Here is a 25,693-nt window from a genome sequence, read left to right on the forward strand (position 1 = left end):
CATCCGAACTTCCACCGGGACAACGTGTTCCGGCCCTGACCCGAGGAATCCTCCGTTATGCCGACCACGATCCGCGCACTGCGCAGGACCGCCGCCGCGGCCGCCGCCGTGCTGACCCTGCTGGCCGCCGCCTGCGGCGGGGCCGACCAGCCCAGCGGACCCACCGGGGTAGGAAAACAGCCCGTACGCGGGGGAACACTGAACCTCGCGTTCTTTCCCGACAACGCGGCTTTCGCCTGCATCGACCCGTTCCAGACCTACTGGATCGAGCACCGCACCCTGATCCGCAACTTCACCGACTCGCTCACCGATCAGAATCCGGACACCGGCGAGATCGTGCCGTGGCTGGCGACCCGATGGCAGATCAGCCCGGACGGGCTCGACTACACTTTCACCCTGCGCGACGGTGTCACCTTCTCCGATGGCGCGCCACTGGACGCCCCCGCGGTCAAGGCCAACTTCGACTCGTTCTTGCAGGAGAGCCGAGCTTCCGGCGGAACCGCCTACGGCGCCAGCTACATTCAAGGACTGCAATCGACCGAGGTCGTCGATGCCAAGACGGTCCGGTTCCACTTCGATCAGCCGAATTCGTCGTTCCTGCAGGCGACTTCGACCACGAACCTGGCCCTGCTCTCCCCGGCGTCACTGCGCAGGACCCCGCAGCAGCGCTGCCTCGGCGGCATCTCCGGGACCGGTCCGTTCACCCTCGACAACTACACCCCCGGACAAGGGGTGACGTTGAGCCGGCGGGCCGGTTACCACTGGCCGTCCCCGCTGACCAAGAACACCGGCGAGGCCTATCTGGACAAGATCCAGGTCAGCTATATCGCCGAGGACAGCGTGCGCACAGGCGATCTGGTCAGCGGGCAGATCGACATCGCGTGGCCGCGCAATCCGTTCACCGTCGAGGATCGGGACCTCATCGCACGTTCGGGAGCCTACCTGCGCTCGCGCTCACTACCGGGGGTGTCGTACGCGCTGTTCCCGAACGTATCCAACGGGCACCCGCTCGCCGACGCTCAGGTCCGGCAGGCGCTGTACCACGCGATCGATGTGAAGACGCTCGGCACAACCGTTTTCGGCCCGGACTATCCGGCGGTAGCGGGCGCGTTCGACAAAACGACACCGTACTTCGCAACGCAGGCCGCGAAGCTGAACTACGACCCGGCCCAGGCCGGGCGCATCCTCGACGCGGCGGGCTGGCGGCTGGCACCCGGTGACCAGTACCGCAGCAAGGACGGCAAACGACTGTCACTCACGCTGGCCGTCGATCCCACCGCCATCGGCTCGGAACTGTTGCAGGATCAGCTGCGCAAGGTCGGGATCGAGGTCCAGCTGAAGGTGATCACCGCGGCCGAACGATCGGCGGTCACCGCGAATGGTCAATACGACCTGCTCGGCAACTATTTCACCCGCGCCGATCCCGGGGCGTTGCAGTTCATTCTCGTTGAGGCGCTCGCCAATTCGAAGGCGCTCGCGCGCAACTCGCAGCAGCCCGAGACGGCGGCGCGCATTGCCGATCTGTTCGCCAGCGCGGTGCGGACCACCGATCCGGTCCAACGCCGGGACATCTATGGCCAGCTACAGAGCGCGCTGATCGACGAGGGCGTCGCCTTCCCTCTGTTCGAAAGGGTGCAGTACGCGGGAATCCGTAACCGGCTCAACGGTTTCCGATTCACTTCCGAGAGTTTCCTGGATCTGCGCGACGTCTGGATCAACCCGTGATCCGGTATCTCGCCGGGCGGATCGCGCAGGCGGTGGTGGTGCTGTGGGCGGCGTTCACGGTCACCTTCCTCGTGCTGTATCTGCTACCCAGTGACCCGGTGTCGATTCAGCTCAGCGCCGCGGGGATCGAAACCGATTCGCTGACACCGCAACAGCTCGCCGCGGCCAAAGCCCAGTACGGTCTCGACCGCCCGGTGCTCGACCAGTACTGGACCTTGCTGACCGGGGCATTGCACGGCGACTTCGGTATCTCGATCGCCAAACACGTTCCGGTAACCCAGCTGATCGGCGACCGGATCGGCGGAACGCTGCTGCTCAGCGCGATCGCAGGTCTGGTGGCCGTGGCGCTCGGCACCGGGGTCGCCTACCTCGCGGCGTTCGTTCGCCTCCGTCCACTTCAGGTGCTGCTGGACCGACTGCCCGCCCTGGGCGTCGCGGTGCCGACGTTCCTGGTGGGACTCGCGCTGATCCAGTACTTCTCGTTCGAACTGGGCTGGCTGCCGTCAGCGGGCACGGGCGACTGGAAACACCTGATCCTGCCGGTGATCACGATGGCTTTGCCCGCCGCCGCGCAACTGGCCCAGGTCCTGGGCCGCAGTTTTCAGGACACCCTGCAGGAGCAGTACATCGTCACCGCCCGCGCGAAGGGGCTCTCGCGCGGGCAGGTGCAGCTACGGCACGCACTCCGCAATGCCGCACTCCCCGCGCTGACCATTGCCGGTCTGCTCATCGGTGTGACCGTCACCAGCGCGATCGTCGTGGAAACCGTATTCAACCGCAATGGGATCGGCCGACTGGCTCAGGAGTCGGTGCTGGTCAAGGACGTTCCGGTGGTGCAGGCGATCGTGGTGCTCGCGGCAGCCGGGTTCGTGCTGGTGAATTTGATCATCGATCTGCTGTATCCGCTGCTGGATCCGCGGATCACCCACACCGCGACGGCCGAGGGAGACTGAAGTGGTACAGACCGTGACGGCAGCCGACACCGCGGTGGCCCCGCCGCAGGACGACGCCATCCACCCGCGCCGCGTCCGCCGGGCGCACTCGGCCCTGCGACTGTTCCGCCGTCCCGGATTCACGCTCGCGACCGTATTCGTCGCATTCGTGATCGTGGCGGCCTTCGCGCCGACGTTGTTCACCTCCGCCGATCCGTACGCCACCGAACCGGCGCAGCGCCTGCGCGAACCCAGTGCCGCACACCTTTTCGGCACCGACGACGTCGGTCGGGATCTGTGGGCCCGCACGCTGTACGGATCCGAGTTGACCGTGCGGGCGGCACTCATCGCCATCGGCATCGCGCTGTGCGCGGGGTTGGTGTTCGGAGTCGTCTCCGGTTTCTTCGGCGGCCGAGTGGACGCCGTCGTGATGCGGGGTATCGATGTGCAACTGGCGATTCCCGGGTTGCTGCTGGCGCTGGCGATCGTGACCGCTCTCGGCTTCGGCACCGTACCGGTGGCTATCGCGGTCGGGGTCGGGACGGTTCCCGGCTTCGCCCGCACGACGCGCGCGGAGGTGCTGCGGGTGAAGACACTGCCGTATGTGGAAGCCGCCCGCGCCGGAGGCGCCGGATGGCCGCGGGTACTGATCCGGCACATCCTGCCGAATTCGTGGGGGCCGGTCTCAGGCCTCGCCGTGCTGGAGTTCGGCACCGCGATCATTTCCGTTGCGGCACTGAGCTTTCTGGGATTCGGTGCCGCGCCGCCGCGCGCCGAATGGGGATCCCTCATCGCGGGTGGCCGCAACTACCTGTTGACCGCGCCGTGGGTGTCGCTGCTGCCGGGCGCGATGGTGGTAGTGACCGTGCTCTCGCTCAATCACATCGCCAAGACCTTGCAGCAGGTGCGGCGATGACCCGGGCGACCGTGGATCGGGTGCGCACCGGCGCGCCGTTAGTCGAAATTTTGGCCCTCAGCGCCGGATACCTGCGGTACGGCACGGTGACGCCCGCGGTACACGATGTGTCACTGTCCATCCATCCCGGCGAAATCGTCGCCCTGGTAGGCGAATCCGGCTCCGGCAAATCCACCACCGCACACGCGATCATCGGCCTGCTGCCCGACAACGGACGCATCACCGGAGGAGCAATCCATGTCGCGGGAGTCGACATCGCCTGTGCCCGAGAGAAACTCGTGCGCACACTGCGCGGCTCGACGGTCGCGCTGATTCCGCAGGATCCGATGGTCGGACTGAATCCGACCCAGCGAATCGGCACCCAGGTCGCGGAGGCCGTACGGCTGCGCGGCGTCCGTGGCCCACAGGTGAGAACCGAGGTCATCGACATTCTGCGCAAGGCAGGACTCGACGCCCCCGAGCGGCGCGCGCAACGCTATCCGCACGAATTGTCCGGCGGCCAGCGGCAGCGGGCGCTGATCGCGATCGCGCTCGCCGGTGAACCGGATGTGATCATCGCGGACGAACCCACCAGCGCTCTGGACGTCACCGTGCAGACACGCATCCTGGACCACCTCGAGTCGCTCGTGCGTGAGAGCGGAACGGCCCTGCTGATCATCACCCACGATCTGGCGGTGGCCGCCGATCGGGCCGACCGAGTCGTGGTGATGCGGCAGGGGCGCATCGTCGAATCCGGCTCTCCCACAGAGATTCTCGTCGATTCCGACAACGCCTATACGCGTCGCCTGATCGCCGCCGCGCCCGCGCTGGCCCACGGCGGAGTGCTTCGACCGCGGTTCGACGTACCGCGCGAACAGGTCGATCCGCCCGAACCGATCATCGAACTCGACTCGGTGACGAAACGTTTCGCGTCTCGGCGCGGGGGCTCGGTGGTCGCGCTGGACGAGGTGTCGGTGCGGGTCGCGCCGGGACGTACGCATGCCATTGTGGGAGAGTCGGGTTCGGGGAAGACGACCGCACTGCGCATCGCCATGGGGCTGACCGAACCCACGAGCGGCGCCGTCCGCTTCGACGGTCACGATATCGCCGGGATGTCGTGGCGGCGGATTCGTCCACTGCGACAACGCTTCCAGTTGGTGCATCAGAATCCGTTCGCCTCCCTGGACCCGCGATTCACCGTGTGCGAGAGCGTCATCGAACCATTGGTGTCGTTCCGGGTCGGCGACCGCGCCCGACGGCGAGCCCGCGCCGCGGAACTGCTCGACCAGGTGGCCCTGCCGCGCACGTTCCTGGACCGCCTGCCCGCCGAACTGTCCGGTGGCCAACGCCAGCGCGTGGCGATCGCGCGGGCGCTGGCATTGCGGCCGGACGTCGTCCTGCTGGACGAGCCGGTCTCCGCGCTCGACGTGTCGGTGCAGGAACAGATCCTCGACCTGCTCACCGACCTGCAACAGGGCCTCGGCCTGACCTACCTGTTCGTCTCCCACGACCTGGCGGTGGTGGCCCGTATCGCACACACCGTTTCGGTGTTCGAGAAGGGACGGGTGGTCGAATCCGGCTCCACGGCAGCCATTTTCCGCGATCCCGCCGATGACTACACCCGGCGACTGCTGGCGGCGATACCCGGCCGCCGCCGTCTCGACCGCAACGAAAGGGAAGAGCCATGACCACATCCTCGGAGACCCGCCGCGCCGACTGGCTGCGCTGGCGCGACGAGCGCGACGCTCTTGCCACCGCCGACCACGGACCCGCCGCCCTGACCGGAACACACTGGCTCAGCGAGCAACCGCTGCACATCGACGGGCTCCCCGGCACATGGGTCGAATCCGATGGCCACGCCATCGGTACGGGCCCCGGGTTCCAGGTCGATCTGACTCCGGGCGAGGAGCACCGTCTCCGAGATCTGCTGCTGCGGCCCATCATCCGCGCGGGACAGGTGGCGCTACGAGTATTCGATCCGCAGACTCCCGGCCGGACCGGTCTACGAGGTATCGACACCTTCGACTTCGATCCCGCGTGGGTGGTGCCCGGCACACTCGAAACCACCTCGGACACACTGCAACTCGAACACATCGACGGCTTCGTCAGCGAGAACGCCCGCGCCGCGGTCCGACTCTCGCTCAACGGCCGGGACATCGCGCTCGAGGGTGCCGGAACACCGGCCGGAGGTCTGCAGATCGTCTTCGCCGACGCCACGAACGGCGTAGAGACACAACGGTTCCGCTTTCTCGACGTCGCCGCTCCGGACGCCCATGGGCAGGTCGAAGTGGACTTCAATCACGCCTACCTGCCGCCGTGCACCTTCTCCGACCACTTCCTGTGCCCACTACCGCCGCCGGGGAATCGGCTGGAGTTCCCGATCCGCGCGGGCGAGACCCGGCTGCGGCGCATTGCCGAGGTCGCACGGTGACCCGCTGAGCGATGATCGGCGTCGGCACGGTCGGCGAGGTGCTCGATCTGCTGCAATCCGGCACCGAGCCCATGCCCACCCGGTGCGGTCTCCTTCGGAGCCGGTGCGCCGCGATGGCGTCCGAGGCGGCGAAGGGATCCATATCATCACCGGATCCATCCCGGCAAGGACTGTTGCTTGCCTGCTCGGGAGTTGTATTCTTCTGTCACACAGGGTGATTGAAGGTGGGCTGGGTCGATCGCTGGCGTCACGCGACGCTCGCTGAACAGGGAGCGTGTGTCACCATGGGAGACCGGGCAGAGTGGGTCAGTCTGGCGGTTACGGCCGCGATCATCATCGCACTGACGGTAGGCACCTGGTTTCTACTGAAACGCCTGGTCAAGACGCTGTCGGCCCGGCGCGGCGCCGAATCCGAGGTCTGGACCCGCATAGATGCGTGCCGCAGCCCCGCGGTCACGGTGCTGTTTCTGATCCTGATTCGCACGTACGGCGCCGTGCTGGAATTCCTTACCCACGGCAACCATTGGATCGGCACCGTGCTCGGACTGCTGGTGCTGCTGTCGTTCGGGTGGCTGGCCAGCCGCGGCGCGGCCGTCCTCATCGCCGTCATGGCGGTGCGGTTCACCCACTCCACCGGGGACGACCATCAGCGCCTGAGCCGGATCCGCACCCAGCTGGGCGTTTTCCAGCGCGCCGCCGCCGCGGTGATCTGGTTGGCAACCCTGATCTTCGCACTGCTGGACTTTCCGTCCACACGTGCGCTGGCCACGAGCCTGTTCGCGTCGGCCGGGCTACTGGGCCTGGTCTTCGGCCTCGCCGCACAGAGCACCCTCGCGAACATGATCGCCGGCCTGCAGATAGCATTCAGCGACTCCGTGCGCATCGACGACACCGTCCAGGTGAACGGCAAACACGGTGTGGTAGAGGAGATTACGCTCACCTACATCAGCATCCGAATGCAGGACAACCGCCGGATGATCGTGCCCGTCACCGATTTCGTGAACCAGCCGTTCGAGAACTGGACCCGCAAGAACGACAGCGCCCACGTCGACAGTTACCTGTATGTCGACCACGCGGCTCCCCTCGAAACCCTGCGTTCCCGCCTGCACGACATCCTCACCACCAGCGACCACTGGGACGGCGCGGAAGGATCGCTCGTAATCGCCGAATCCGACCGCGACTGCCTGAAACTCAAAATCACCGTCAGCGCCCCGTCCCTACACCAGGCGACCCGCCTCGGCGAACAGGTGGCCGAGCAACTCACCCTCTATCTGGTCCGGGAAATACCGACCGCGCTACCTCGCGAGCGATAGCCCCTGCCAGGCCCCGAGACTCGGCCGAACACTCGGACTACAGTCTTGGATGCTCGTGTGTAACAACAACTTCGATTTCAGGCGAGGGCTGTCGTATCAGTCCAGTGATGCATAACGTCTCACGGCGACTCCGACGAGGCATCCACGCCACCGATCAACTCGCCTGGGGCATCTGAAGCCCAACTCGGACTGGCCAGAAAACGCAATACAGCGCAGTCGTCGAAATCGTTTATCCGTCAACGATTGCGCGGCGAACACACGCTATAGCGCGGAAGACACGACCGGAACGCGGAATAAATGCGTCCGAAGGGATGAGCGCGATAACTCTGGCCTGATGCGGCCTGTGCGGCGCACGAGGTTGCTCGTCCCGTCGGTGGTGGAAGATGAGGAGATCCGAAATCCTTCCACTTTCAACGTATAGTGCACCCCCGGGCTCGCGGCAAGACCCTGGTCGTACCGCAGAATCTCTGGCCGAGGCCGGAACCGGTCGGAACGGGAGTAGGGCGACACATGTAGTGACATTTTCGACCGGCCGGACAGCCGCTTGCGAGCCGATCGCGAAGCCCGATCATCCACTCACAGAAGGAGTTTCAGATGCCCACCGGTCCGGCGCCCATCCCTGCGGATCCGACCGTGCTGCACCCCGTGCCCGGCCAGCCGCGGGTGGTGTTGCTGAAGCCCCTGGTCACCTCACCCCTGATCGAGGTCGGCGAGTTCTCCTATTACGACGACCCGGACGATCCGACCGCATTCGAAACCCGCAATGTGCTGTACCACTACGGACCGGAAAAGCTGATCATCGGCAAATTCTGTGCGCTGGGCACGGGGGTGAAGTTCATCATGAACGGCGCCAACCATCGCATGGACGCCCCCTCGACCTTCCCGTTCCCCACCCTGGGCGGCTCGTGGTCGGACCACTTCGACCTGCTCACCGACCTGCCCAACCGGGGCGACACCGTCGGCGGCAATGACGTCTGGTTCGGCCACGGCACAACGGTTCTCCCCGGCGTGCGGATCGGCCACGGCGTGATCATCGGTGCCGGTGCCGTGGTAACCAGCGACGTCCCGGACTACGGCATCTCGGCGGCAATCCGGCCCGACTCATCCGCACCCACTACAACGACCACGACATCGCTCGACTGCTCCGGTGGCCTGGTGGGACTGGCCCGCCGAGCACATCACCGATCACGTCCGGCAGCATCGCTGATCTCGAAGCCGCCGCCCCACACACGGTGTGACGCGCGCGCAAGGTCTTTCCACGAAAAGCCCTGTGCCCGTTCGCCATAGACTTGAAATGAGTGATCGACCATGCCCCGTCGCCCTGCGCACATCTCGATGATCGGCATCCCCATCGTCAGTCACGTCCTGCCGAGCCTCGAGATCATCCGCGAGCTGGTGGCCCGAGGGCATCGCGTGACCTATGCCAACGACCCGGCCGTCGCCGACCTGATCACCGCCACCGGCGTCGAATTCGTCTCGTGCACCTCCATATTGCCTGTTACCGACGACAACTGGCCCGACGATGTCATCGCTGTACAGAACCTCTTCCTGGACAACGCAATTCAGGAACTCCCGCAGCTGCGCGCCGCTTACGACGAGGACCGTGCGGACCTCTACCTCTACGACATCGGCGCCTACGCCACCGCGCGCGCCCTCGCCGAAACCCAGGACCGTGCCCTGCTGCAACTGTCTCCGACATTCGTGGCCTGGAAAGGCTATGAACAGGACGTCGCCGCACACCTGCGAGGACTGCCGGGCGCCGATGCCTACCACGCGAGGTTCGCGCAATGGCTCGCCGACTGCGGCACGTCCACCACGGACGTGGACGCCTTCTCCGGCCCGCCCGCCCGCGCGCTGGCGTTGATTCCCGAGCAATGCAACCGCACGCCGATCAAGTCGACACCGCCGCAATAACATTCGTCGCCCCTGCTTCGAAACCCGTAAGGCCGAGGAGAATTGGGACCGTCCCGCCGATGCGGAAAATGTCCTGTTGATCTCCCTGGGTTCGGCATACACCCGTCAGTCGGAGTTCTACCGCCGATGCCTGGCGGCCTTTGGCGACCTGCCCGGCTGGCACGTGGTCCTCCAGATCGGCAAACACACCGACCCGCAGGAACTCGGCGATATCCCACCCAACGTCGAAGTGCACCCCTGGATCCCCCAGCGGGCGAACCGGGCACGGGCGGACGCCTTCATCACCCACGCCGGTATGGGCGGCTGCGGCGAAGGCCTGCGAGCAGGCGTCCCGATGATCGCCGTCCCACAAGCCGCCGAACAGTTCGTCAACGCCGACCGCCTCGTCGAACTGGGCGTAGCCCGCCGCATCGACACCCAGGACGCCACCCCCAAACCTCCGAACAGCCCTGAACGACCTCATCACCGACCCCGAAGTCACCCACCGCTCGGCACAGTTGAGCGCCGACGCCCGAGCCGAAGGCGGAACCACCCGAGCCGTCGATCTCATCGAGAACATGCTGAACTGAGCATCAACCCGCAGAAACGCAGTGCGATCTCGGCTCAACGAGCCCGGCACCAGGACATCTGTCAACACCATCCGGACCACCTCACGGTCACGCGGTCAAACAACCGTACCCGCCGAATCACATGACCATGAGCCACTCCATTCCTGTGCACGGCAGTCGCATGAGTTGTGTCGTCGATCGACGATGCAATTCGTTCCCGCATGTGCGGCGAGCTCATTGCAACCCGAGCGCGCCCGAATGTTGCCGATTGCACCCAAGGATGAACACAACCGGTCCCCGTCCAGCCAGCTGGCCGCACCAAGGTCTAGGGTCAGCCGCACAGACAGTTACCAGCGATATCGGGCAAGATGCCACATGACGGGCAAGGTTCCCGCATCGGCAAACCCGGCTTGGACGGACCCTCGTCGACTGTGGGTTCCTGCACATAAGGTTTGTAACCCAGCCGGTCACCTTCATCGGCTCGATACCGTGGGGGTTGCTTTTTCCGGCGTATCTCGGCGATCTTATCAACGGTTACTCCGTCGAAGTACTTCTCGGCCGCCGCCGCACAGTCCTCATCGTTGGCTTGGGGATGATCCTTGATCCAAGTTACGACGTACTGATGGAAAACCCGACCATCAGAAGAGCGCATTCAACTACCCCACTCAGCATAGAAGCCTCCGGACGCCTCCTTGCCTGTGGGCGCCGCTCGTGTTGCCGCCAACACCAGCCACGCAAGGTCGGGCGACCTACCGCTCCTGCCAGCTTAGAGCCGAAAGCGGTTATGGTCACCTACTTTTCGGGCTTCAACCAAGTATGGCGATCTTGGCGGCTCGAACTGAAGACGGCAATGGCGCACAGGGACAGTTAAAGATAAGGGCGTCTGCTCTGCCGGCCGGTCCCGTCCAACCGGGCCGGGTAGATGTCACGGAACGCATCCCGCACGAGCGCCGCATCGACCGCGTCCCGCCCCTCGATACCGGTCACGACCTCCGACACCCGCCAATACGTGGAGGGCACCAATCGCCCCGACGTGACGGCCGTCAGCGTGGCATCCGCGGCCTCATCCGGCTTGCCCGCCGCAACGAGCGCCAAACCGAGATCCAAGTTCGCAGAAGCGATCCGGCGCGGCCGAGTGGTCACGGCACCGACGAGATCGGCGAGCACATGCCGGGCATACGATTCGGCTCCCGGGTCGCCGAGCCACGCCAACGTGGTAGCCACATACGCATCCGATTTCGCGGGGTCGTACCGGAAATGGTGTTCGGGCCGGTCGGGCATCCTCAGTCCGGACACCAGCCGCGCCACCTTCCGAAGAGCGCTGTAGGTGCCTGTACTGTCGCCGAGCCGCGCCAACGCCCGCCCTTCCTGCGCGGTCGCCTGGATGAATGCCGAACTGCCCGCCGGAGCGATCTCCTGCGCAGCACGCGACAGTTTCGTCGCCTGCTCGAACTCCCCTCCGGTCAACTGCTGCCAAGCCCTCGTTTCCAGGCACCACGCGGAGATCTCGGGATGCCCGGCCTCATCGGCGAGAGTCCACGTCAAGTGCCCGCGCGCAGCAGCAGCCGACAACTCACCCAGGTCTACATGGCAGGTACTCGCCAGGAGTGAAAGCCACCCGGCCGTCACAAGCAGCCGCCGATGCTGCGTCAGTGTCATCCGCGAATCCATCAGCCGACCGACATAGCCGAGATATGTACGGATCCGCACCAGCAATTCGCCCGGCGGAGTCGTGTTGTACGCCGACGCCAGATCATCGACCGCCGATTCCAGTTGCTCGAGGGTGTCGCCGCCGACGTCCGACACAGCAAGCCGCTGCAACCATTCCGCAGCGGCCTCCTCGCCGTCCGCCGGTTCGGCGAACAGAACGGAACCGATCCCGAGCGCATCGGAGTAGGCGCGCACATGTTCGGCCCTGATGCGACGCTCTCCCGTTTCCAGTTGCCCGAGAAGGGATTTCGAAAAGTGTGTGCGCGTGGCGAGCGTCGAGAGGCTGAGTCCGACAGACTCGCGTGCAGCTCGCAGACGTTCTCCCGTCATCTCGGTATCGCCGAGCACAGAACGCTGGCCCTCGTCCATCCGCTCATCGTATGCGCAGTTGTGGACGGATGTGGACGCGAATCCGTATCGCTGCGCCGACCTCGAAAGCAATGCTCGGAAGTGGGCCGCGACGCCGGGGTGAGCGGGGTGCACCACTTCACCATGCCCCAGCGTCGAGACCCTTCCAACAACGGGAGGCAGGGGAAGTGCGCAAGGTGCCAACAGCATTCGGGATAGTTGCCCCGGACAGCGATGCCCATAAGTGGCATTGGGCCCAAATCCATCGTCTCGCAAAACATCTCGGCTATGCCGTGATCTGGCAACCCGACGATTCGGTTATTCCACTCGCCGACCAGGCACGCAAAGCCGACGTCGATATTGCCATCGTCGCCAGCCCAGACCACCTCGGCCCGCTCGAACTGAACTCGCTCATGGCTGTTGTCGACGTCGAATCGGTAGTTCCACGACTGACGTTCTCCCGATGGGCCGACACACATGCCGGACGGATGGGATGAGCACCGCAGCAGGGTGGTGGATACTCGGCGGACTCATTGTCGTATTCGGCTGCGTGGTACTAGTTTTCGTGCGCAGGGAGCTGGACGACAACGAGGCAACGGAGGAACCGACCCGAATCCTGGTGTGGACCCACACCGCACCACCGCGGCCGTTCACCGTCGCACAGGCGCATCGAGTGATGCAGTTGCACCGGGCATGCCACCGCGACGAGTGCCCGCGCAAGCGCACGGCGTATCGAACGCTCGTCGAAGCGCAGCGATTGCGACCAGACAGTGGGCGCACCTGTTGAGATGCTCCGAACAGATGCGGGCAAAAATGGAATCAACAGTTCAACGGGGGGAATCCTATGCGACGCAACATTTCTCGACTCGCCTCCTCCATCGGTATGGCCGCATCCGAATTCATCCGAACGATCGAGAGAGGGGAGCCGGACCGATGAACCATGCACGCTGGAAGAGACCCTCCAGGAACACAAACTCGCCGAGGGCTACACCGAACCCGAGGACATCACCGAGGCCCGCCGCGAGATCCAACTCTCCATGGCACTGGCCAAGGCCGTGTACCACCGCCGCACCGAACTCGGACTCACCCGAACCGATCTCGCCGAACGCGCCAAGGCGTTGCACGCACCCCCTCCCCCTGAACGACGAAGGCCCGGTCCTGATGGACCGAGCCTTCTCAGTGGAGCTGCCGGGAATCGAACCCGGGTCCTCCGCCGCTTCTCCAGGGCTTCTCCGTGTGCAGTTCGCGGTGTCTCTGCTTGGATCTCTCGGTCTTGCGAACGAGCCGAGATGACGATCCCAGTCGCTGTTGGTTGTCCCGTCCTACTCCGCGACCGAGCAGGACGGTGAGCCTTCTAGCTGATGCCAGGGGCCGGGCCGAAGGCGAACCCGGGCTGACAGACACGCTCTACTGCTTAGGCAGCGAGAGCGTAGTCGCGCTGATGAGAATCGGCGCTTATAGGGTTGCAGCGACGCTTACGGTGGTCTCTTGCCTGCACCGACACGCTTCCCCTGAATCGACGCACGTAGTCGAAACCGTTCAGCCCCGTACTTCAATCCAAGTGCCCGGTTGGTGACCGGGCTGTTCATACTAACACCTCGCACCCCGTGGTCATTCCCGCCACTCCGGCGCATCGTCCTGCACACCGGCTCGGTGCTGTTCGGCTGGCAGGAGACCGCCTCGGTCTACGCCGGAACAAGCACCCACGAGGTGCGCATGATCGCCAAGGACGGCCGGTCCGAGCGCGTCTACCAGTGCGATGCGGCCGTATTCTCCTGCGCCACATCGCCGGACGGCCGCTACGTCTTCGCGGGTGACAACCATTCCTCGGTCTACTGTTTCGACTCCACCGGCCGCCGACTCTGGAAACTCGCCACCGGCTGCGGTTCGGCGTTCTCGATGCAGTACCACGCCGACAGGCTCTACCTGGTCACCACCAATGGCACCCTGGCCTGCCTCGATGTCAGCGAATCCGGCGTGCGCGACGCCGAGCAGGGCGTACTGCCGCAGACGCTGTCGGTGAAGGCTCCCGAGATCGCGGCGGTCACGCCCAGCGCCACCCTGGAGGTGACTGCCGACCCCGGCACCGGCGTCGTGGTCGAGTGCGTGCGCGAGGGCGGCAAACTTCGCGTCCACATAGCCTCGCCCGGTTATCAGAGCTCGTGGAACGTCCAGTTCCCGAAGGAGATTCGCGAGTTCGGCGCGCGAAATGTCGTCGACGGGGTCAATGAGTCGGCGCGTGGTGGCTTCTACCGCGTCCGCGGCGATATTCGCAGACTGAACTGATCACCGAGGCCCGCGGCGGCGATCGGCGACGACCGCTTCCAGAAAATACGAGATCCGTACTATATGTTTCTCATATCATTCGGCGTACGATCGGTCGCATGGATGCAGACAGATACCGTCGGATGACCAACACCATCAACAGGCTCATCACCGGCTTGCAACGCCTGGGCATCGCCTTCGGGCCGATGCAGTTGCTGACCGTCACGGGTCGGCGCAGCGGACGCTTGCTGACCTTTCCGATCGCGGTGAACGAACTCGACGGCGGCCGATATATCTTCCAGGCATTCCCGAAGGCCGCCTGGGTCGCCAATGTGCGCGCGGCCGAGACCGTCACTCTGACGCGTGGACGCAGATCCACCACTGCCCGCCTGGTCGAGCTGCCGGTGGATCAGCGTGGTCCGGTCCTGCGCAATCTGGTTGCCACCAGTCCGGCGAGTGTCGGATCACGGTTCGTCACCACGGGACTCGCCGAGGAGGCAACACCGGACGGGGTCGCCGCGGCCGCGGACCGGATTGCGGTATTCCGCGTCGAACCGGCCTGATCCGGTTCCGCCCCGGACGGATCGGGGCAACACCGCAGACACACGCCGCGATATCGTATGAGTTTCATACGATCCGACGTGAGGACAGCAGATGGGCGAGCGAAGCTTCGGCGAACCCTCGTTCGAGGGTGTCGCGGAACCGCGTACCGGCGAGGCCCGGGGATGAGCTCGGATGCCGATCGGACCGCGACGCGCCGACGCCGTCAGCTCACCGTCGCGGTCCGGGATGCATTGCGCGACTTGAATATTCAGCTTTCCCTGCTCAATCGACGTTTCGGCAACCGGGTCGAGCTCCGCGACATCGATTGGACCTGCCTGGATCTGATCAACCGGCACGGCCCGCTGTCCCCCACCGCACTGGGCCGCTTGGCTGGCGTGCACCCGGCCACCCTGACCGGAATCCTGGACCGCCTACAGAAGGCGGGCTGGATCGCACGCGAGCGCGACCCCGAATCCACCGACCGCCGCGCGGTCACCCTGCGCCCGGTGCGCGACCGCAATCCTGTTCTGTTCCAACTCTTCTCGGGAATGACCCAGCGCATGGACGAGGTCTGCGCCGAGTACACCGACGCCGAACTCGAGGTCATCGCCGATTTCCTCCGCCGTGCCGGCGCCGCCGGGCACGAGTCCGCGGAGGAACTGACGAATTAGCCACGGGTAACGGAGGGTGTCGATCGGTGTGACGACGAAATTCAGGCCGTGGCGATCAGCGCGACGGACCCCAGGGCCATCGCCATCCCGATCTTCTGCAAGGGTCCGGCCCGTTCGCCGAGCAGGACCATGGCCAACAGGACCGTTGCCGCCGGGTAGAGCGAGCCGATCACGCTGATCAGGGACAGCAGGCCGGAGTGGAAGGCATACTGCATGGCCACATTCGCCGCCACATCCAGAACGCTGACGTAGCACGCCAGCCGCAACGGCTCACCGCGCGGTGCCCGGAATTGACCGGTGACCAGCGCCGCCCCCCACACGACCACGGTCGCCGCGACGCGCGCGAACAGCACCGGCCATACGCCCGACGCGGGCGCGGTCGCGTGCAGGCAGACGAAGGCGAGCCCGAAGGCCACACCCGAGCCGACCGTCAGCAGTGCGACGCGACGATCGAAACGCAGCTTCCGGCCGCCGGTGATCTCCTCGGTCACGTCATCGGGCGATTCCTTGCTGACCAGCACCACCGCGATCAGCGCACACACGATCCCGACGTAGGCCGGTGGACTGGACCGCTCCCCGGTCACCATCCCGAGCAGCACCGGAATACCGGCGACCAGCACGGCCGTCAGCGGTGAGACCACCGCCATCGGCCCACTGGCCAGCGCCGCGTAGAACCACCACACCGCCAGCCCGCTCGCCACCCCCGAGGCCACGCCCCACAGCGTCGAGGCCGTATCGGAATGCCCGCCGACCAGCGGCGCGACGACCAGCAGAATCAGCACCGAGAGCGGATAGGACACGACCACCACCCGCAACGCCGCAACCCGCCGGGACGCGACCCCACCCGCGAAATCGCTCACGCCGTACCCGACCGCCGCCAGCATCGCCAGCAGAACTCCGATCAACGCATACCCTTCACACGCCGCCCGAGCTCCCGAGTCACCTCCCGCTCCATCGTGCGGCGCGCCAGATCCTGGCGCTTGTCGTAGTCCTGCTTGCCCTTGGCCAACGCGAGTTCCACCTTGACCTTGCCGTCGGAGAAATACATCGACAGCGGAACCAGCGTCTGGCTGCTCTCTTTGATCTTGCCGAAGAGCTTGTCGATCTCGCGTCGGTGCATCAGCAGTTTTCGGGTGCGGCGCGGCGAATGATTGGTCCACGTGCCGTGCCCGTATTCGGGGATGTGCAGGCCCCGCAGCCACACCTCACCGTCGTCGATGGTGGCGTACGCGTCCACCAGCGACGCCTTACCCTCGCGCAGGCTCTTGACCTCGGTACCGACCAGCGCGACCCCGGCCTCGTAGGTGTCGAGGATCGCGTAGTTGTGCCGCGCTCGCCGATTGGTGGCGATAACCTTGCGCCCCTGCTCCTTCATGTACACCCTTCTAACACATCCGCCCTGGTGAACGGCAATCGATTAATGCCCGCCCCGCCGCGCGGTCACCTCGCCCGACCAGCTTACGGACCTGCGCGGACCACACCCATCCATCAACAACTCGTCGGCTCGAAAACGTCCTGACGACGCGCGTACCGGGGAATCAGGATGCGATAAGCACGCCGGCGAGGGCGATCGCCGCCACCCAGACGGTGGAGACGACGGCCAGGACCAGGGGGCGAGCGCCGACCTTCCTGATGGTGGACGCGCGGACTCCGCAGCCCAGAGCGAACATCGCGGCGGTCAGCAGGACGGTCTGCGCGGTTTTGGCATCGTCCAGGATCACGCTGGGCAGCAGCCCGGACGAGCGGAGCAGAACGCAGGCGAGAAAGGCCACGACGAACAGCGGGACGAGCGGCGGACGCTTCACCTCGACGTCCGCGCCGAGCCGATTACGTTGCCGCACACTGAGAATCAGCATGACCGGCGCGAGCATCAGCACGCGCGCGAGTTTCACCACCACTGCAACGCCCAGTGCCGCACCGCCGACCGCGCTGCTGGCCGCGACGACCTGAGCGACCTCGTGGATCGAACCACCAGCCCAGAGACCAGCGGTCTTGCCGGACAGGCCGAACGCGTGCGACAGCAGCGGGACGACCGGAATCATCAGGGTGCCGAACAGGATGACCAGCGCGACCGCGGCTACCACCTCCTGCTCGTCGGCGTCGATGACACCGTCGACGGCGGCGACCGCGGCCGCGCCGCAGATCGAGAATCCGCACGCGATGAGCAGTCGTTGCGTCCAGCTGAGGCCGAGAAGTTTTCCGGCGAACATCGTTCCGGCGATGCCCAGGAAAACGATCGCCATCACGACGACGATCATGCCCCAGCCGAGATCGATGATATTTCGCAACATGAGCTGTAAGCCGAGGAGTGCCACACCCACTCGGAGGATTCGCTTGGCGGAGAACTGCAATCCGGGCTGAATGCGTTCGGGGATTCGCACCGCATTCGTCAGGATCGCCCCGAGCACAATCGCGATCAGCAATGGGCTGACCGTCGGCAGGAAATAATTCACCGTCATCGCGATCGCCGTGGCAAGCACGCACAGTGCCAGTCCGGGCAGCAGTGCGGCGATCGTGCGCGAGCGGCGTGATCGCGCGACATCCCCGACCGCGCCCGCCGCCTCGCCATTCACTCGAGTGCTCATGAATTCACAGTCGGGCATTACCGAAAGATGCGGAAGACCGATTTTCTACATGAGGCCATATCAGATGGACATACCCCCGGGTGAGGCTATATCGTCGACGCATGTCGAGGCGGTTCCCGGATTTCAGCGCATTGGAACTGCTGGTGGGCGTCGACGACTACGGGAGTCTGAGCGCCGCGGGCCGTAGGCTGGGGATTCCCCAGCCCAATGCGAGCCGAGCCGTCAAGCGACTGGAGCGGCAGTTCGGCGTGCCGCTGCTCGAACGCAAGACCAGCGGGTCGTCACTGACGGCGCAGGGAACCGTCGTCGCGCACTGGGCGCGAATCGTTCTGGCCGACGCCGATAAACTTCTCGATGTCGCGGAGGGACTGCGCATCGGGCATTCCCCGGAACTCACGGTCGGCGCGAGTATGACGGTCGCCGAACATCTGCTGCCGCGCTGGCTCGGCCGACTCCGCGGATTGCATCCGGAAATAACCGTTCATCTCCAGGTATACAATTCTTCCCAAGTATTCGAGCGAGTGATCACCGGTGAATGTGGGGTCGGATTCGTGGAATCGCCGACAGTTCCGCCCGAACTGCACAGTATTGCCGTCGCCCGGGACAGACTCATCGTCGTCGTGCATCCCGAACATCCGTGGGCGCGAACCGGGAAACCGATTCCGATCGCCGAATTGGCCGGGACACCGCTGGTGGTTCGAGAACCCGGTTCGGGTATGCGGGATACGCTGGATATGGCGCTGCAAGAATACGACCGGGCGGAGCCACTGTTGGAATTGGGCAGCGCCGCCGCGATTCGCACCAGCGTATTGGAGGGGGTCGGGCCCGCGGTGCTGAGCACCTTGGCCGTCGGCGATCACGTGAGTTCCGGCGCCCTGCGAACCGTCGAGGTCGAGGGCTTGGACCTGTCGAGACTGCTTCGAGCGGTGTGGCGCTCGCCCCGCCGCCTCGACGGCCCCGCGGGCGAACTCGTCCGCCTGGCATGCGGGGCCGGCGGCGGCCCGGAATGGGAGTCCGACCGATAACCGCCTCGGACGTGCGGTTATCCCGCGGCAGGCGCGGTCCGGGCCGGGTCCTTGCAGTACGGGAGGTTCGGCGGGCAGGGGGCCAGGACGGTCGAGAAGTACTGAATGGCCGAGAACAGCGTGATGGGACCGCCCGCCAGAATGAGTCCGGCCATCGATCCCACAGCGCCGAGGGTGGCCGCGCCCAGCACACACCCGGCGACGGTCGCCCCGACGAACGGGGCGAGCAGCACGATCACCCGGACTGGAGATCGCCGCGCCGACCGCACCCCCGACCAGACAGCCGATTCCACCGCCGATGACCGCACCGAGTACCGCGCTGACTCCCGCGGCGATGGCGATGCGCTGACCGAACGCGCCCAGGGCCTGCGAATCGCGCGGGGTGAACGATTCCGCGGCCTGCCGCACGGTGATGACCTCACCCCGCGACGGAGCCCGCGTCGGCCGCCCGTTACCGCGATCCGGCGTCAGGGTCGCGGTCTTACCGTCGACGCGGGCGGCGATCGGATGAGCGGTGTCACCGATATCGAAGGTCAACGTGACCGCGGCCACCGGACGATCCGCGCGATCGGTGAGAATCAGTTGGTCCGCGACGACTTTCAGCTTGCCGTCGGGCGTACTCACCACTGCCGATCCAGCCTGTCGCGCGACCCGGTAGTGCACCTCGCGTTGCTCGGTATCGGGCGCGGCATGGGCGGTGCCGGTCGTCACGGCTGCGGCGGTGACCGCGAGTGCGGTGATCAGAGCGGGTTTCGTGGACTTCATCGGATTCCTCATCATTCGTTGTGGATGGCGGCGAGTTTGCGCAGCCCGGCCGGGTACAGATATCGGCCCGCCGCCAGCGCGACGATCGCGACGACATAGGCCAGCGGAGCCGCGCGCAGTGCGGCGGTCAGGCCGTAACGGTCGGCGAGCAAGCCGACGACGAAGGGCCCCAACGCGATTCCGAGCAGACTGTCGGACAGGGTCAGCATCCCCATCGCCGAGGCGCGGACCGAGGAGTGCGTGAGATCGGCGACCACCGCGGCGATCGGGCCCGAGGAACCACCCGAGAACCACGCACCGATGCCGATCAGAATCAGTTGTGCCACACCGTGTTCGATGCTGAACCCCACGGTCAGGCACACCAGCGAGATGGCACAGAACACGACCGCGGCGAGCCATTTGCGCGACAGGTCACGACGGCCGATCCGATCGGCGGCGATGCCGCAGCACACCATTCCCGCACCGACCAGCAGCACCACACCCGACGCGGCGGCGGCTGCGGTATCGGTGGCCATCCTGTAGACGCGGTTGAAGAAGCTCGGCGTCCACGCCAGCAGTACCGCGGCGGTGAACAGCTGCGCGCCACCGCCGATATAGGCGCACCACACCGCGGGGTTGGTGAACAGCGTCGACACCGGAACACGGAAATCACTGTCCCGCAACGGTTCCGCCGATCCGTGGTCGGCATGCCGGGCGAGCTTGCGTTCACTGACCAGCGCACCGAACAGTGCGGCCAGCACCAGGCCGACCACCGCCATGGTCACGAACGACCAACGCCAGCCGAGATGAACCGCTATCGCACCGCCCGCGGCGACGCCGAGAACCGACCCGAACGAACCACCGGCCATGAAGGCACCGCCCAGCGCGGCATGGACTCTCGTGCCGAAAATGCCCAGTACCAAGGCGATTCCGACGCTTCCGTACGCCGCTTCCCCCACGCCTACCAGGAATCGAGCGCCGAGCATCTGATGGTAGTTCGCCGCGACGGCACACAGCAGCGTCGCGACACTCCAGAGCGTGGCCATCAGCACCAGACTCTTGACCCGACCCCACCGATCGGCCAGCAGTGACAGCGGAAACGTCAGCAGACCGACCATCAGCGCCACCACGCTGTTGAGCGATCCGAGCTGTGAATCCGTCAGTGCCCATTGGGGTTTCAGCACCGGAAATACGGCGCTCAGGACCTGCCGGGACATGTAGTCGGCGAGCAGCAGACCGAAGGTGAGCAGGAAGACCAGCCACGGATACATCCGTGTGCGGCCACTGTTCGCCGCCGTGCCGATCGGGCCGTCCGCCACCGGCGTCCTGGGGGTGGTGTGCAACTGCATGGATGCTCCTACGAACCGGCGAGCGGCGCACCGCTCAGCCGGACTGTGAAAGATACGGATGCGCCGCAACGCATTCCGGATTCGGCGCCGGGAATCGGATGCACACCCGTCTCGGTGTGACGTAGACGACACTAGGCCGGAATAACCCATCATGCTTTACTCTGGGGGACATAGATGCGGACAATTCGGGACACCGAAAGGCGGTCATGAAGCCCCTGGCGCGGTACGCGGCCTTGAACGATTACGTGGCTCTCGGGCAGTCCCTGGGCCTGGATCCGGCCCGGCTGGTCCGCGAGGCAGGGCTCGATCCCGCGAGTCTGAGCATGCAGGATCGATGGGTGCCCGCCTCGGCCGTCACCGAGCTACTGGAACGCTCCGCCGCCGAATCCGGCCGCGAGGATTTCGGGCTGCTGCTCGCCGAACGGCGACGCCTGTCCAATCTCGGCCCGCTCAGCCTCGTCATCCGCGAGGAGCCCGATGTGCGCAGCGCACTCGAGCTGATGGTCCGCCACCAGCACGCCTACAACGAATCGTTGTACATCCGGCTCACCGAACGCAACGGAATCGCCAGCGTCCGCCTGCATCTGGACATCGGCGAACACCGCAGCACCCGCCAGGCCACCGAACTCGCGATCGGCGCGATGCACGGCATCCTGCGGGGATTTCTGGGAGCGAGCTGGCAGCCCGCCGAAACCACCTTCACCCATCCCGCACCGCGCGATCGCACCACCCATCGGCGACTGTTCGGCTCGCAGCTGAAGTTCGACCACGAGTTCACCGGAATGACGCTGTACACAACGGATCTCGACACCGCGAACCCGATGTCGGACCCGCTGCTGCGCCCGTATACCCAGCAGTTGCTCGACTCGGTGAGCACAACGGCCGAGACGGCGGTTCGCGATCGGGTGCAGGAACTCGTGGAACTGCTGCTGCCGACCGGACGCTGCTCCGCCGACCAGGTCGCCCGCAGCTTGGGCGTCGACCGCCGCACCGTGCACCGCCGCCTGGCCGACGAGGGGTGCACCTATTCGGAGATTCTCGACAGTACCCGCATCGATCTGGCCCGCCGCGTGGTGGGGAATCGGGGACGCTCGTTCACCGAGATCGCCGAAATGCTGGGCTTCTCCAGCCCCGCCAGCTTCACCCGCTGGTTCCGCAGCCAGCACGGGTGCAGCCCGAGCCAATGGCGTCGGGCTGCGTCGAAAGATGCTGTCCACGACAGTAATACGGGCCCAGCATCATAGCGCGGCAATCGCGGCGAATCCCTTTTCCATGTTCAGCGGCCGGATGCCACAGCGGCGTCCGCCGGGCCGGGAATCCGCAGTTCGCGTTTGAGAATCTTGCCGCTCGCGGTGATCGGCAACGCATCGGTGAAGTGGATGTGCCGCGGATATTTGTAGGCGGCCAGGCGTTCCCGGCACCACGCGATCATCCCATCTGCCTCGAGTCGCGAATCCGGTTCGGGGACAACGAAGGCCACGATCTCCTCGCCGTGCCGTTCGTCGGGAACCCCGATCACCGCGGCCAGTGACACCCCCGGACAGGTCAGCAGGGTCTCCTCGATCTCGCGCGGATAGACGTTGAATCCGCCGCGCACGATCATGTCCTTCGCCCGGTCGACGATGTAGTAGCAGCCGTCCTCGTCACACCGGGCCAGATCACCGGTCCGCAACCACCCGTCGCGGATCGTCTCGCGGGTCGCCGCGGGCCTGTTCAAGTAGCCCTTCATCACATTGTGCCCGCGAATCGCGAGTTCACCCACGTCGCCGGCACCGGTGACGGTATTCCAGTCCGCGTCGATCAGCCGTGCCTCGATTCCCCAGACCGGCACGCCGATGGATCCGGGCCGCGGGTCCCGCTGCGGATCGGCGAAGATCGCCAGCGGCGAGGTTTCCGACAGGCCGTACCCCTCGAGAATGCGCACCCCGAAGCGCTGCACGAAACGCGAGTGGATCTCCACCGGCAATGCCGCACCGCCGGATACCGCGCGATGTAGGGTAGCGGCCACGTGCGAGGTGTCGATGTCATCGGAAATCGCTTGCAGCAGAGACCAATACATCGTCGGGACACCGGCGAAGAAGGTGATCCGCTCGTCGACCATCAATCGCAGGGCGACGGCGGCGTCGAAGCGCGGCATCAGCACCAGCGTGGCGCCGGTGGACAGGCCGGAGTTCATGGAGATGGTCTGACCGAACGCGTGGAACAGCGGCAGCGTGACCAGATGGGTGTCGGCCCGTTCCGAGCCACTGTCGAACAGTCGGTTGGCGGTGAGCGCGTTCATCACCATATTCGCGTGAGTCAGCTACGCGCCCTCGGGTTTTCCGGTAGTACCGCTCGTGTAGAGGATGACCGCGGTGTCGTCGGGCCGTCGCATCACCGTGTCGAAGTTCGCCGGTTGCGGCACGAGTGCGTGATCGAGCGTCTCCACTCCGGGGTACGGCGACGACGCGGCGGGATCGGCGGTGATCAGGAACATCTCCCGACAGCCCGGAGTCCGGCCGAATGCCTCGACTCCATATGCGCCCGTGGGCAATTCGCCATCACCCTCGAAGCAGATGTAGACATCAGCTTCGGAATCCTGCAGATGGTAGGCGATCTCGGCGGGCTCGAGCAGAATATTGAGCGGCACCACGACGGCTCCGGCCTTCAGGATTCCGTAGTAGACCGCGGGAAAGTCGGGCAGATTCGGGCAGGTGAGCGCCACCGTGTCGCCCGGCTCGACGCCACAGGCGATCAGCAGATCGGCCACCCGGCAGGCCCGGGAATCCAACTCGGCGTAGGTCATTCGATCGTCACCCGAGCGGACGGCGTCCAGGTGCGGATGGCGGCGGGCCGAATCCTCCAGCAGCATCGCGAGATTGAACACGGGCATCATCCTCGGTTTTCGATGGGTATGGATGCGCCGGACACTGTCGAGCGCACCTGGGTCACCGCGCACCCTCCACCAGATCGACGGTCTCGCTCAGCAACTCACGGGCTCGGCTCCACGGGCCGAAACCCGAAGCGGGATTGAGATGTCCGACATCGCCGAGGTCGATCAGTCGGCTACCCCACGCCTCGGCCATACCCGCGACCCGCCGGAAGGACGCCAGCGGATCGGTGGTACTCGCGGCCACGACACTCGGGAACGGAAGCTGGCCACGCGGAATCGGAAGCCACCCATGCTGCTTCAGCTCCTCCGTCGTCGGATATCCAGGGGGAAAAGGTGTTTCGATATCGGCGGGGGTGGCCAGCAAGGCGCTGTGAACATCCCGCGTCGGCTGCTGCGCCCAGTGCACACTGATCATCACCCCGGCGCTGTGCGCGACCAGCACCACCGGCCCGTCCACCTCGGACAACACCCGATCCAATGCCGCCACCCGAGCCGCCAGGCTCAGCTCGTCCTGCTCGAGCGCCGGCACGATGCGCACCCGCTCGAGCTCCGCGGCGAGCCTGGTCTGCCAATGATCGAGGACGTGATCGCGCAGTCCAGGGACGATCACCACGGTCGGTTCGAAATCGGATTGCACTGTGCTGCAACTCCTTCGGAGAGTAGGTGCGCCGGAACGAACGCGGAGGACAGAAACCGGCGAGCGGAGAACCGGACCGCTCGCCGGAGTGCCGCCCCGCTCAGGCGTGGTGGGTGAAACCGACCTGTCCCGGCTTGCGGTTCGGCGCGAAACCGATCTTCGCCAGCGTTTCGTCGGCATCGCGGTAGTGCTCGTCGAGCCGGTAGATCTGGCGCGCTTCCTTACCGGTCGCCACGTCCCGGCCCAGTTCTCCGGCGATGCGGACCAGCTGCTCGATCTGCTGTACCGAGGTCATCTTCTCGCCCTTGCGACCCCACAGCGTGTCCTCGTTACCGCAGCGGGTGTGCAGACCCATGGCGATCGCCATGGTGTTGACCGGGAGGCAACTGCGCATGAGCGTCTCCAGCGTCAGCACCGCGCCATCGGGAACGCGGCGGATGAACTCCATCATGTTGTACGGGTTCGGGCCGTCGAAGCCGCCGCCGATGCCGACCCAGGTGACCATCATCGGACCGGTGTACCTGCCCCGCCGGATCAGCCGCTCCACGGTCTCCAGCTGCGGAATGCTGGAGAGCTGGAAATGCGGCTGAATTCCGGCGGCCTGCAACCGCTTCAGATGTTCCTCGACCCAGCCCGGCCCGGCCGGGACGTACATTTCGCGATACGCCTCGTAGACCTCCGGCCTCGTGAACGACGTCCCGGCGATATCGTCGTCGGTCATCAATTCCACGATGTTCATCTGGCTGGTGTTGATGGCGATGGTGACCTGATCCGGCCTCGGATCCAATTCCGCGAGCATGTGGCGGGTGTCGTCGGACAACCACTTCGCATCCGCGCCCTCGCCCTCCGGCGCGAACGAGATCGACCCGCCGACCTGCAGGATCATATCCGGAACGGCCTCGCGCAAGCGGCTCAGCAGCTCGTTGAACTGCGACAGCCGCTTGGATCCTTTGCCGTCCAGCTCGCGCACGTGGATGTGCAGGACGGTGGCGCCGGCCTCGTAGCAGTCCACCGCCTGCTGGACGTGCTCGTCCATCGTCAACGGCAGGTCGTCGCGGAAATCGTCGAGTTCCCATTCCGGACCGTAGGGCGCGACGGTGATGACCAGCTTCTCCTGGTTCTCGGGAAAAAGGGCGTCGTCGTGAAAGAACATGATACAACTCCTGGCGAAATCTATTGTGGTGAA

The 25,693-nt window shown here is 65.6% G+C and carries 22 protein-coding genes, 1 other RNA gene and 4 pseudogenes; 15 read left to right on the forward strand and 12 right to left on the reverse strand.

All coding sequences use genetic code 11. From position 1 onward, the window contains the following. The first annotated feature begins 57 nt into the window (after nt 1–57). The 8 genes and pseudogenes from ON40_RS25630 (at nt 58) to ON40_RS56125 (ending at nt 9,779) form a co-directional block, all read left to right on the forward strand. Nucleotides 58–1,725, forward strand: a complete 1,668-nt coding sequence (locus ON40_RS25630) for an ABC transporter substrate-binding protein (RefSeq protein WP_040826963.1) — start codon at nt 58–60, stop codon at nt 1,723–1,725. Further along, nucleotides 1,722–2,678 carry an ABC transporter permease gene (locus tag ON40_RS25635; RefSeq protein WP_040826965.1) on the forward strand — a complete coding sequence of 319 codons (957 nt, stop codon included), beginning with the start codon at nt 1,722–1,724 and terminating at the stop codon, nt 2,676–2,678. The genes ON40_RS25630 and ON40_RS25635 overlap by 4 nt, the downstream gene beginning before the upstream one ends. A gap of 1 nt (nt 2,679) precedes the next feature. Beyond that, entirely contained in the window at nt 2,680–3,573 is an 894-nt protein-coding gene (locus ON40_RS53730) for an ABC transporter permease (protein ID WP_083895923.1), read from the forward strand. Beyond that, nucleotides 3,570–5,240 carry a dipeptide ABC transporter ATP-binding protein gene (locus tag ON40_RS25645; RefSeq protein ID WP_040826967.1) on the forward strand — a complete coding sequence of 557 codons (1,671 nt, stop codon included), beginning with the start codon at nt 3,570–3,572 and terminating at the stop codon, nt 5,238–5,240. Before ON40_RS53730 ends, ON40_RS25645 begins: the two co-directional genes overlap by 4 nt. Continuing rightward, nucleotides 5,237–5,983: a DUF1684 domain-containing protein gene (locus tag ON40_RS25650; protein ID WP_040826969.1), complete on the forward strand. Its 747-nt coding sequence runs from the start codon at nt 5,237–5,239 to the stop codon at nt 5,981–5,983. The genes ON40_RS25645 and ON40_RS25650 overlap by 4 nt, the downstream gene beginning before the upstream one ends. A gap of 284 nt (nt 5,984–6,267) precedes the next feature. Beyond that, a complete protein-coding gene (locus tag ON40_RS25655) occupies nt 6,268–7,296 on the forward strand; it encodes a mechanosensitive ion channel family protein (protein ID WP_157186418.1) in 1,029 nt (342 codons plus the stop codon). A gap of 594 nt (nt 7,297–7,890) precedes the next feature. Next, nucleotides 7,891–8,503, forward strand: a pseudogene (locus ON40_RS25660) (CatB-related O-acetyltransferase). A 101-nt stretch (nt 8,504–8,604) separates the two neighbouring features. Continuing rightward, a pseudogene (locus ON40_RS56125) lies at nt 8,605–9,779 on the forward strand (macrolide family glycosyltransferase). Between the two features lie 846 nt (nt 9,780–10,625). Here ON40_RS56125 and ON40_RS25670 read toward each other — a convergent pair. Next, a complete protein-coding gene (locus ON40_RS25670; protein WP_505788920.1) occupies nt 10,626–12,026 on the reverse strand; it encodes a helix-turn-helix domain-containing protein in 1,401 nt (466 codons plus the stop codon). Here ON40_RS25670 and ON40_RS25675 point away from each other — a divergent pair. Both ON40_RS25675 and ON40_RS25680 read left to right on the forward strand, forming a co-directional pair. Then, on the forward strand, nt 12,005–12,313 hold the full coding sequence (locus tag ON40_RS25675) for a hypothetical protein (protein WP_040826973.1): 309 nt from the start codon (nt 12,005–12,007) through the stop codon (nt 12,311–12,313). The two genes, ON40_RS25670 and ON40_RS25675, sit on opposite strands and share 22 nt — an antisense overlap. Next, nucleotides 12,310–12,603 (forward strand): hypothetical protein, encoded by a 294-nt coding sequence (locus tag ON40_RS25680; RefSeq protein WP_157186419.1) that lies wholly within the window; start codon nt 12,310–12,312, stop codon nt 12,601–12,603. The genes ON40_RS25675 and ON40_RS25680 overlap by 4 nt, the downstream gene beginning before the upstream one ends. Nucleotides 12,604–12,715: 112 nt before the next feature. On the opposite strand, the gene ON40_RS52100 is transcribed toward ON40_RS25680, so the two are convergent. Both ON40_RS52100 and ssrA read right to left on the reverse strand, forming a co-directional pair. Next, nucleotides 12,716–12,940: a hypothetical protein gene (locus tag ON40_RS52100; RefSeq protein WP_040826977.1), complete on the reverse strand. Its 225-nt coding sequence runs from the start codon at nt 12,938–12,940 to the stop codon at nt 12,716–12,718. Nucleotides 12,941–12,993: 53 nt separating this feature from the next. Further along, nucleotides 12,994–13,363, reverse strand: a transfer-messenger RNA (tmRNA) gene (gene ssrA / locus ON40_RS49300). Nucleotides 13,364–13,388: 25 nt separating this feature from the next. Between ssrA and ON40_RS25690 the strand changes: the two genes are divergently transcribed. The 3 genes from ON40_RS25690 to ON40_RS25700 all read left to right on the forward strand — a co-directional run bounded on the left by ON40_RS25690 (nt 13,389) and on the right by ON40_RS25700 (nt 15,295). Continuing rightward, nucleotides 13,389–14,102 (forward strand): WD40 repeat domain-containing protein, encoded by a 714-nt coding sequence (locus ON40_RS25690; protein ID WP_245567990.1) that lies wholly within the window; start codon nt 13,389–13,391, stop codon nt 14,100–14,102. A gap of 98 nt (nt 14,103–14,200) precedes the next feature. Then, complete coding sequence (locus ON40_RS25695; protein ID WP_218008868.1) at nt 14,201–14,644, forward strand: nitroreductase/quinone reductase family protein; 444 nt, start codon at nt 14,201–14,203, stop codon at nt 14,642–14,644. Between the two features lie 162 nt (nt 14,645–14,806). Further along, nucleotides 14,807–15,295, forward strand: a complete 489-nt coding sequence (locus ON40_RS25700; RefSeq protein ID WP_040826981.1) for a MarR family transcriptional regulator — start codon at nt 14,807–14,809, stop codon at nt 15,293–15,295. 41 nt (nt 15,296–15,336) lie between these two features. On the opposite strand, the gene ON40_RS25705 is transcribed toward ON40_RS25700, so the two are convergent. The 3 genes from ON40_RS25705 to ON40_RS25715 all read right to left on the reverse strand — a co-directional run bounded on the left by ON40_RS25705 (nt 15,337) and on the right by ON40_RS25715 (nt 17,880). Beyond that, the gene (locus tag ON40_RS25705; protein ID WP_174435070.1) at nt 15,337–16,200 is read right to left on the reverse strand and encodes an EamA family transporter; all 864 of its coding nucleotides are present in this window, start codon (nt 16,198–16,200) and stop codon (nt 15,337–15,339) included. Further along, nucleotides 16,197–16,670, reverse strand: a complete 474-nt coding sequence (gene smpB, locus ON40_RS25710; protein WP_040827117.1) for an SsrA-binding protein SmpB — start codon at nt 16,668–16,670, stop codon at nt 16,197–16,199. Before smpB ends, ON40_RS25705 begins: the two co-directional genes overlap by 4 nt. Nucleotides 16,671–16,833: 163 nt before the next feature. Beyond that, nucleotides 16,834–17,880: a YeiH family protein gene (locus ON40_RS25715; protein WP_040827119.1), complete on the reverse strand. Its 1,047-nt coding sequence runs from the start codon at nt 17,878–17,880 to the stop codon at nt 16,834–16,836. Nucleotides 17,881–17,981: 101 nt separating this feature from the next. On the opposite strand from ON40_RS25715, the gene ON40_RS25720 reads away from it, so the two are divergent. Then, nucleotides 17,982–18,905 carry a LysR family transcriptional regulator gene (locus ON40_RS25720; protein WP_040826983.1) on the forward strand — a complete coding sequence of 308 codons (924 nt, stop codon included), beginning with the start codon at nt 17,982–17,984 and terminating at the stop codon, nt 18,903–18,905. 17 nt (nt 18,906–18,922) lie between these two features. On the opposite strand, the gene ON40_RS52105 is transcribed toward ON40_RS25720, so the two are convergent. The 3 genes and pseudogenes from ON40_RS52105 to ON40_RS25730 form a co-directional block, all read right to left on the reverse strand. Continuing rightward, nucleotides 18,923–19,144 carry a hypothetical protein gene (locus ON40_RS52105; protein ID WP_169541905.1) on the reverse strand — a complete coding sequence of 74 codons (222 nt, stop codon included), beginning with the start codon at nt 19,142–19,144 and terminating at the stop codon, nt 18,923–18,925. A 232-nt stretch (nt 19,145–19,376) separates the two neighbouring features. After that, nucleotides 19,377–19,685: pseudogene (locus tag ON40_RS56580) on the reverse strand (DUF8020 domain-containing protein); the annotation flags it as partial. After that, nucleotides 19,682–20,998, reverse strand: coding sequence for an MFS transporter (locus ON40_RS25730; protein ID WP_040826987.1), 1,317 nt, complete (start codon nt 20,996–20,998; stop codon nt 19,682–19,684). The gene ON40_RS25730 and the pseudogene ON40_RS56580, both read right to left, overlap by 4 nt. 206 nt (nt 20,999–21,204) lie before the next feature. Between ON40_RS25730 and ON40_RS25735 the strand changes: the two genes are divergently transcribed. Further along, nucleotides 21,205–22,242: an AraC family transcriptional regulator gene (locus tag ON40_RS25735; RefSeq protein ID WP_040826989.1), complete on the forward strand. Its 1,038-nt coding sequence runs from the start codon at nt 21,205–21,207 to the stop codon at nt 22,240–22,242. 32 nt (nt 22,243–22,274) lie between these two features. Here ON40_RS25735 and ON40_RS25740 read toward each other — a convergent pair. The 3 genes and pseudogenes from ON40_RS25740 to ON40_RS25750 all read right to left on the reverse strand — a co-directional run bounded on the left by ON40_RS25740 (nt 22,275) and on the right by ON40_RS25750 (nt 25,660). After that, nucleotides 22,275–23,864: pseudogene (locus ON40_RS25740) on the reverse strand (long-chain-fatty-acid--CoA ligase). Between the two features lie 61 nt (nt 23,865–23,925). Then, nucleotides 23,926–24,507, reverse strand: coding sequence for an RBBP9/YdeN family alpha/beta hydrolase (locus tag ON40_RS25745; protein ID WP_040826991.1), 582 nt, complete (start codon nt 24,505–24,507; stop codon nt 23,926–23,928). A 100-nt stretch (nt 24,508–24,607) separates the two neighbouring features. Further along, complete coding sequence (locus ON40_RS25750; protein ID WP_040826993.1) at nt 24,608–25,660, reverse strand: beta-keto acid cleavage family enzyme; 1,053 nt, start codon at nt 25,658–25,660, stop codon at nt 24,608–24,610. Nucleotides 25,661–25,693: the final 33 nt, after the last annotated feature.

The sequence above is a fragment of the Nocardia jiangxiensis NBRC 101359 genome (genome assembly GCF_000308615.1).
GTDB lineage: Bacteria > Actinomycetota > Actinomycetes > Mycobacteriales > Mycobacteriaceae > Nocardia > Nocardia jiangxiensis.

Excerpts from the sequence above, each read along its gene's own strand:
- ON40_RS25730 (WP_040826987.1), bottom strand. The coding sequence starts at position 20,998 with ATGCAGTTGCACACCACCCCCAGGACGCCGGTGGCGGACGGCCCGATC.
- ON40_RS25750 (WP_040826993.1), bottom strand. The coding sequence starts at position 25,660 with ATGTTCTTTCACGACGACGCCCTTTTTCCCGAGAACCAGGAGAAGCTG.
- ON40_RS25630 (WP_040826963.1), top strand. The coding sequence starts at position 58 with ATGCCGACCACGATCCGCGCACTGCGCAGGACCGCCGCCGCGGCCGCC.
- ON40_RS25695 (WP_218008868.1), top strand. The coding sequence starts at position 14,201 with ATGGATGCAGACAGATACCGTCGGATGACCAACACCATCAACAGGCTC.
- ON40_RS25735 (WP_040826989.1), top strand. The coding sequence starts at position 21,205 with ATGAAGCCCCTGGCGCGGTACGCGGCCTTGAACGATTACGTGGCTCTC.
- ON40_RS25680 (WP_157186419.1), top strand. The coding sequence starts at position 12,310 with ATGAGCACCGCAGCAGGGTGGTGGATACTCGGCGGACTCATTGTCGTA.
- ON40_RS25670 (WP_505788920.1), bottom strand. The coding sequence starts at position 12,026 with ATGCTGTTGGCACCTTGCGCACTTCCCCTGCCTCCCGTTGTTGGAAGG.
- ON40_RS25655 (WP_157186418.1), top strand. The coding sequence starts at position 6,268 with ATGGGAGACCGGGCAGAGTGGGTCAGTCTGGCGGTTACGGCCGCGATC.
- ON40_RS25650 (WP_040826969.1), top strand. The coding sequence starts at position 5,237 with ATGACCACATCCTCGGAGACCCGCCGCGCCGACTGGCTGCGCTGGCGC.
- ON40_RS25700 (WP_040826981.1), top strand. The coding sequence starts at position 14,807 with ATGAGCTCGGATGCCGATCGGACCGCGACGCGCCGACGCCGTCAGCTC.
- smpB (WP_040827117.1), bottom strand. The coding sequence starts at position 16,670 with ATGAAGGAGCAGGGGCGCAAGGTTATCGCCACCAATCGGCGAGCGCGG.
- ON40_RS25645 (WP_040826967.1), top strand. The coding sequence starts at position 3,570 with ATGACCCGGGCGACCGTGGATCGGGTGCGCACCGGCGCGCCGTTAGTC.
- ON40_RS25720 (WP_040826983.1), top strand. The coding sequence starts at position 17,982 with ATGTCGAGGCGGTTCCCGGATTTCAGCGCATTGGAACTGCTGGTGGGC.
- ON40_RS25715 (WP_040827119.1), bottom strand. The coding sequence starts at position 17,880 with ATGAGCACTCGAGTGAATGGCGAGGCGGCGGGCGCGGTCGGGGATGTC.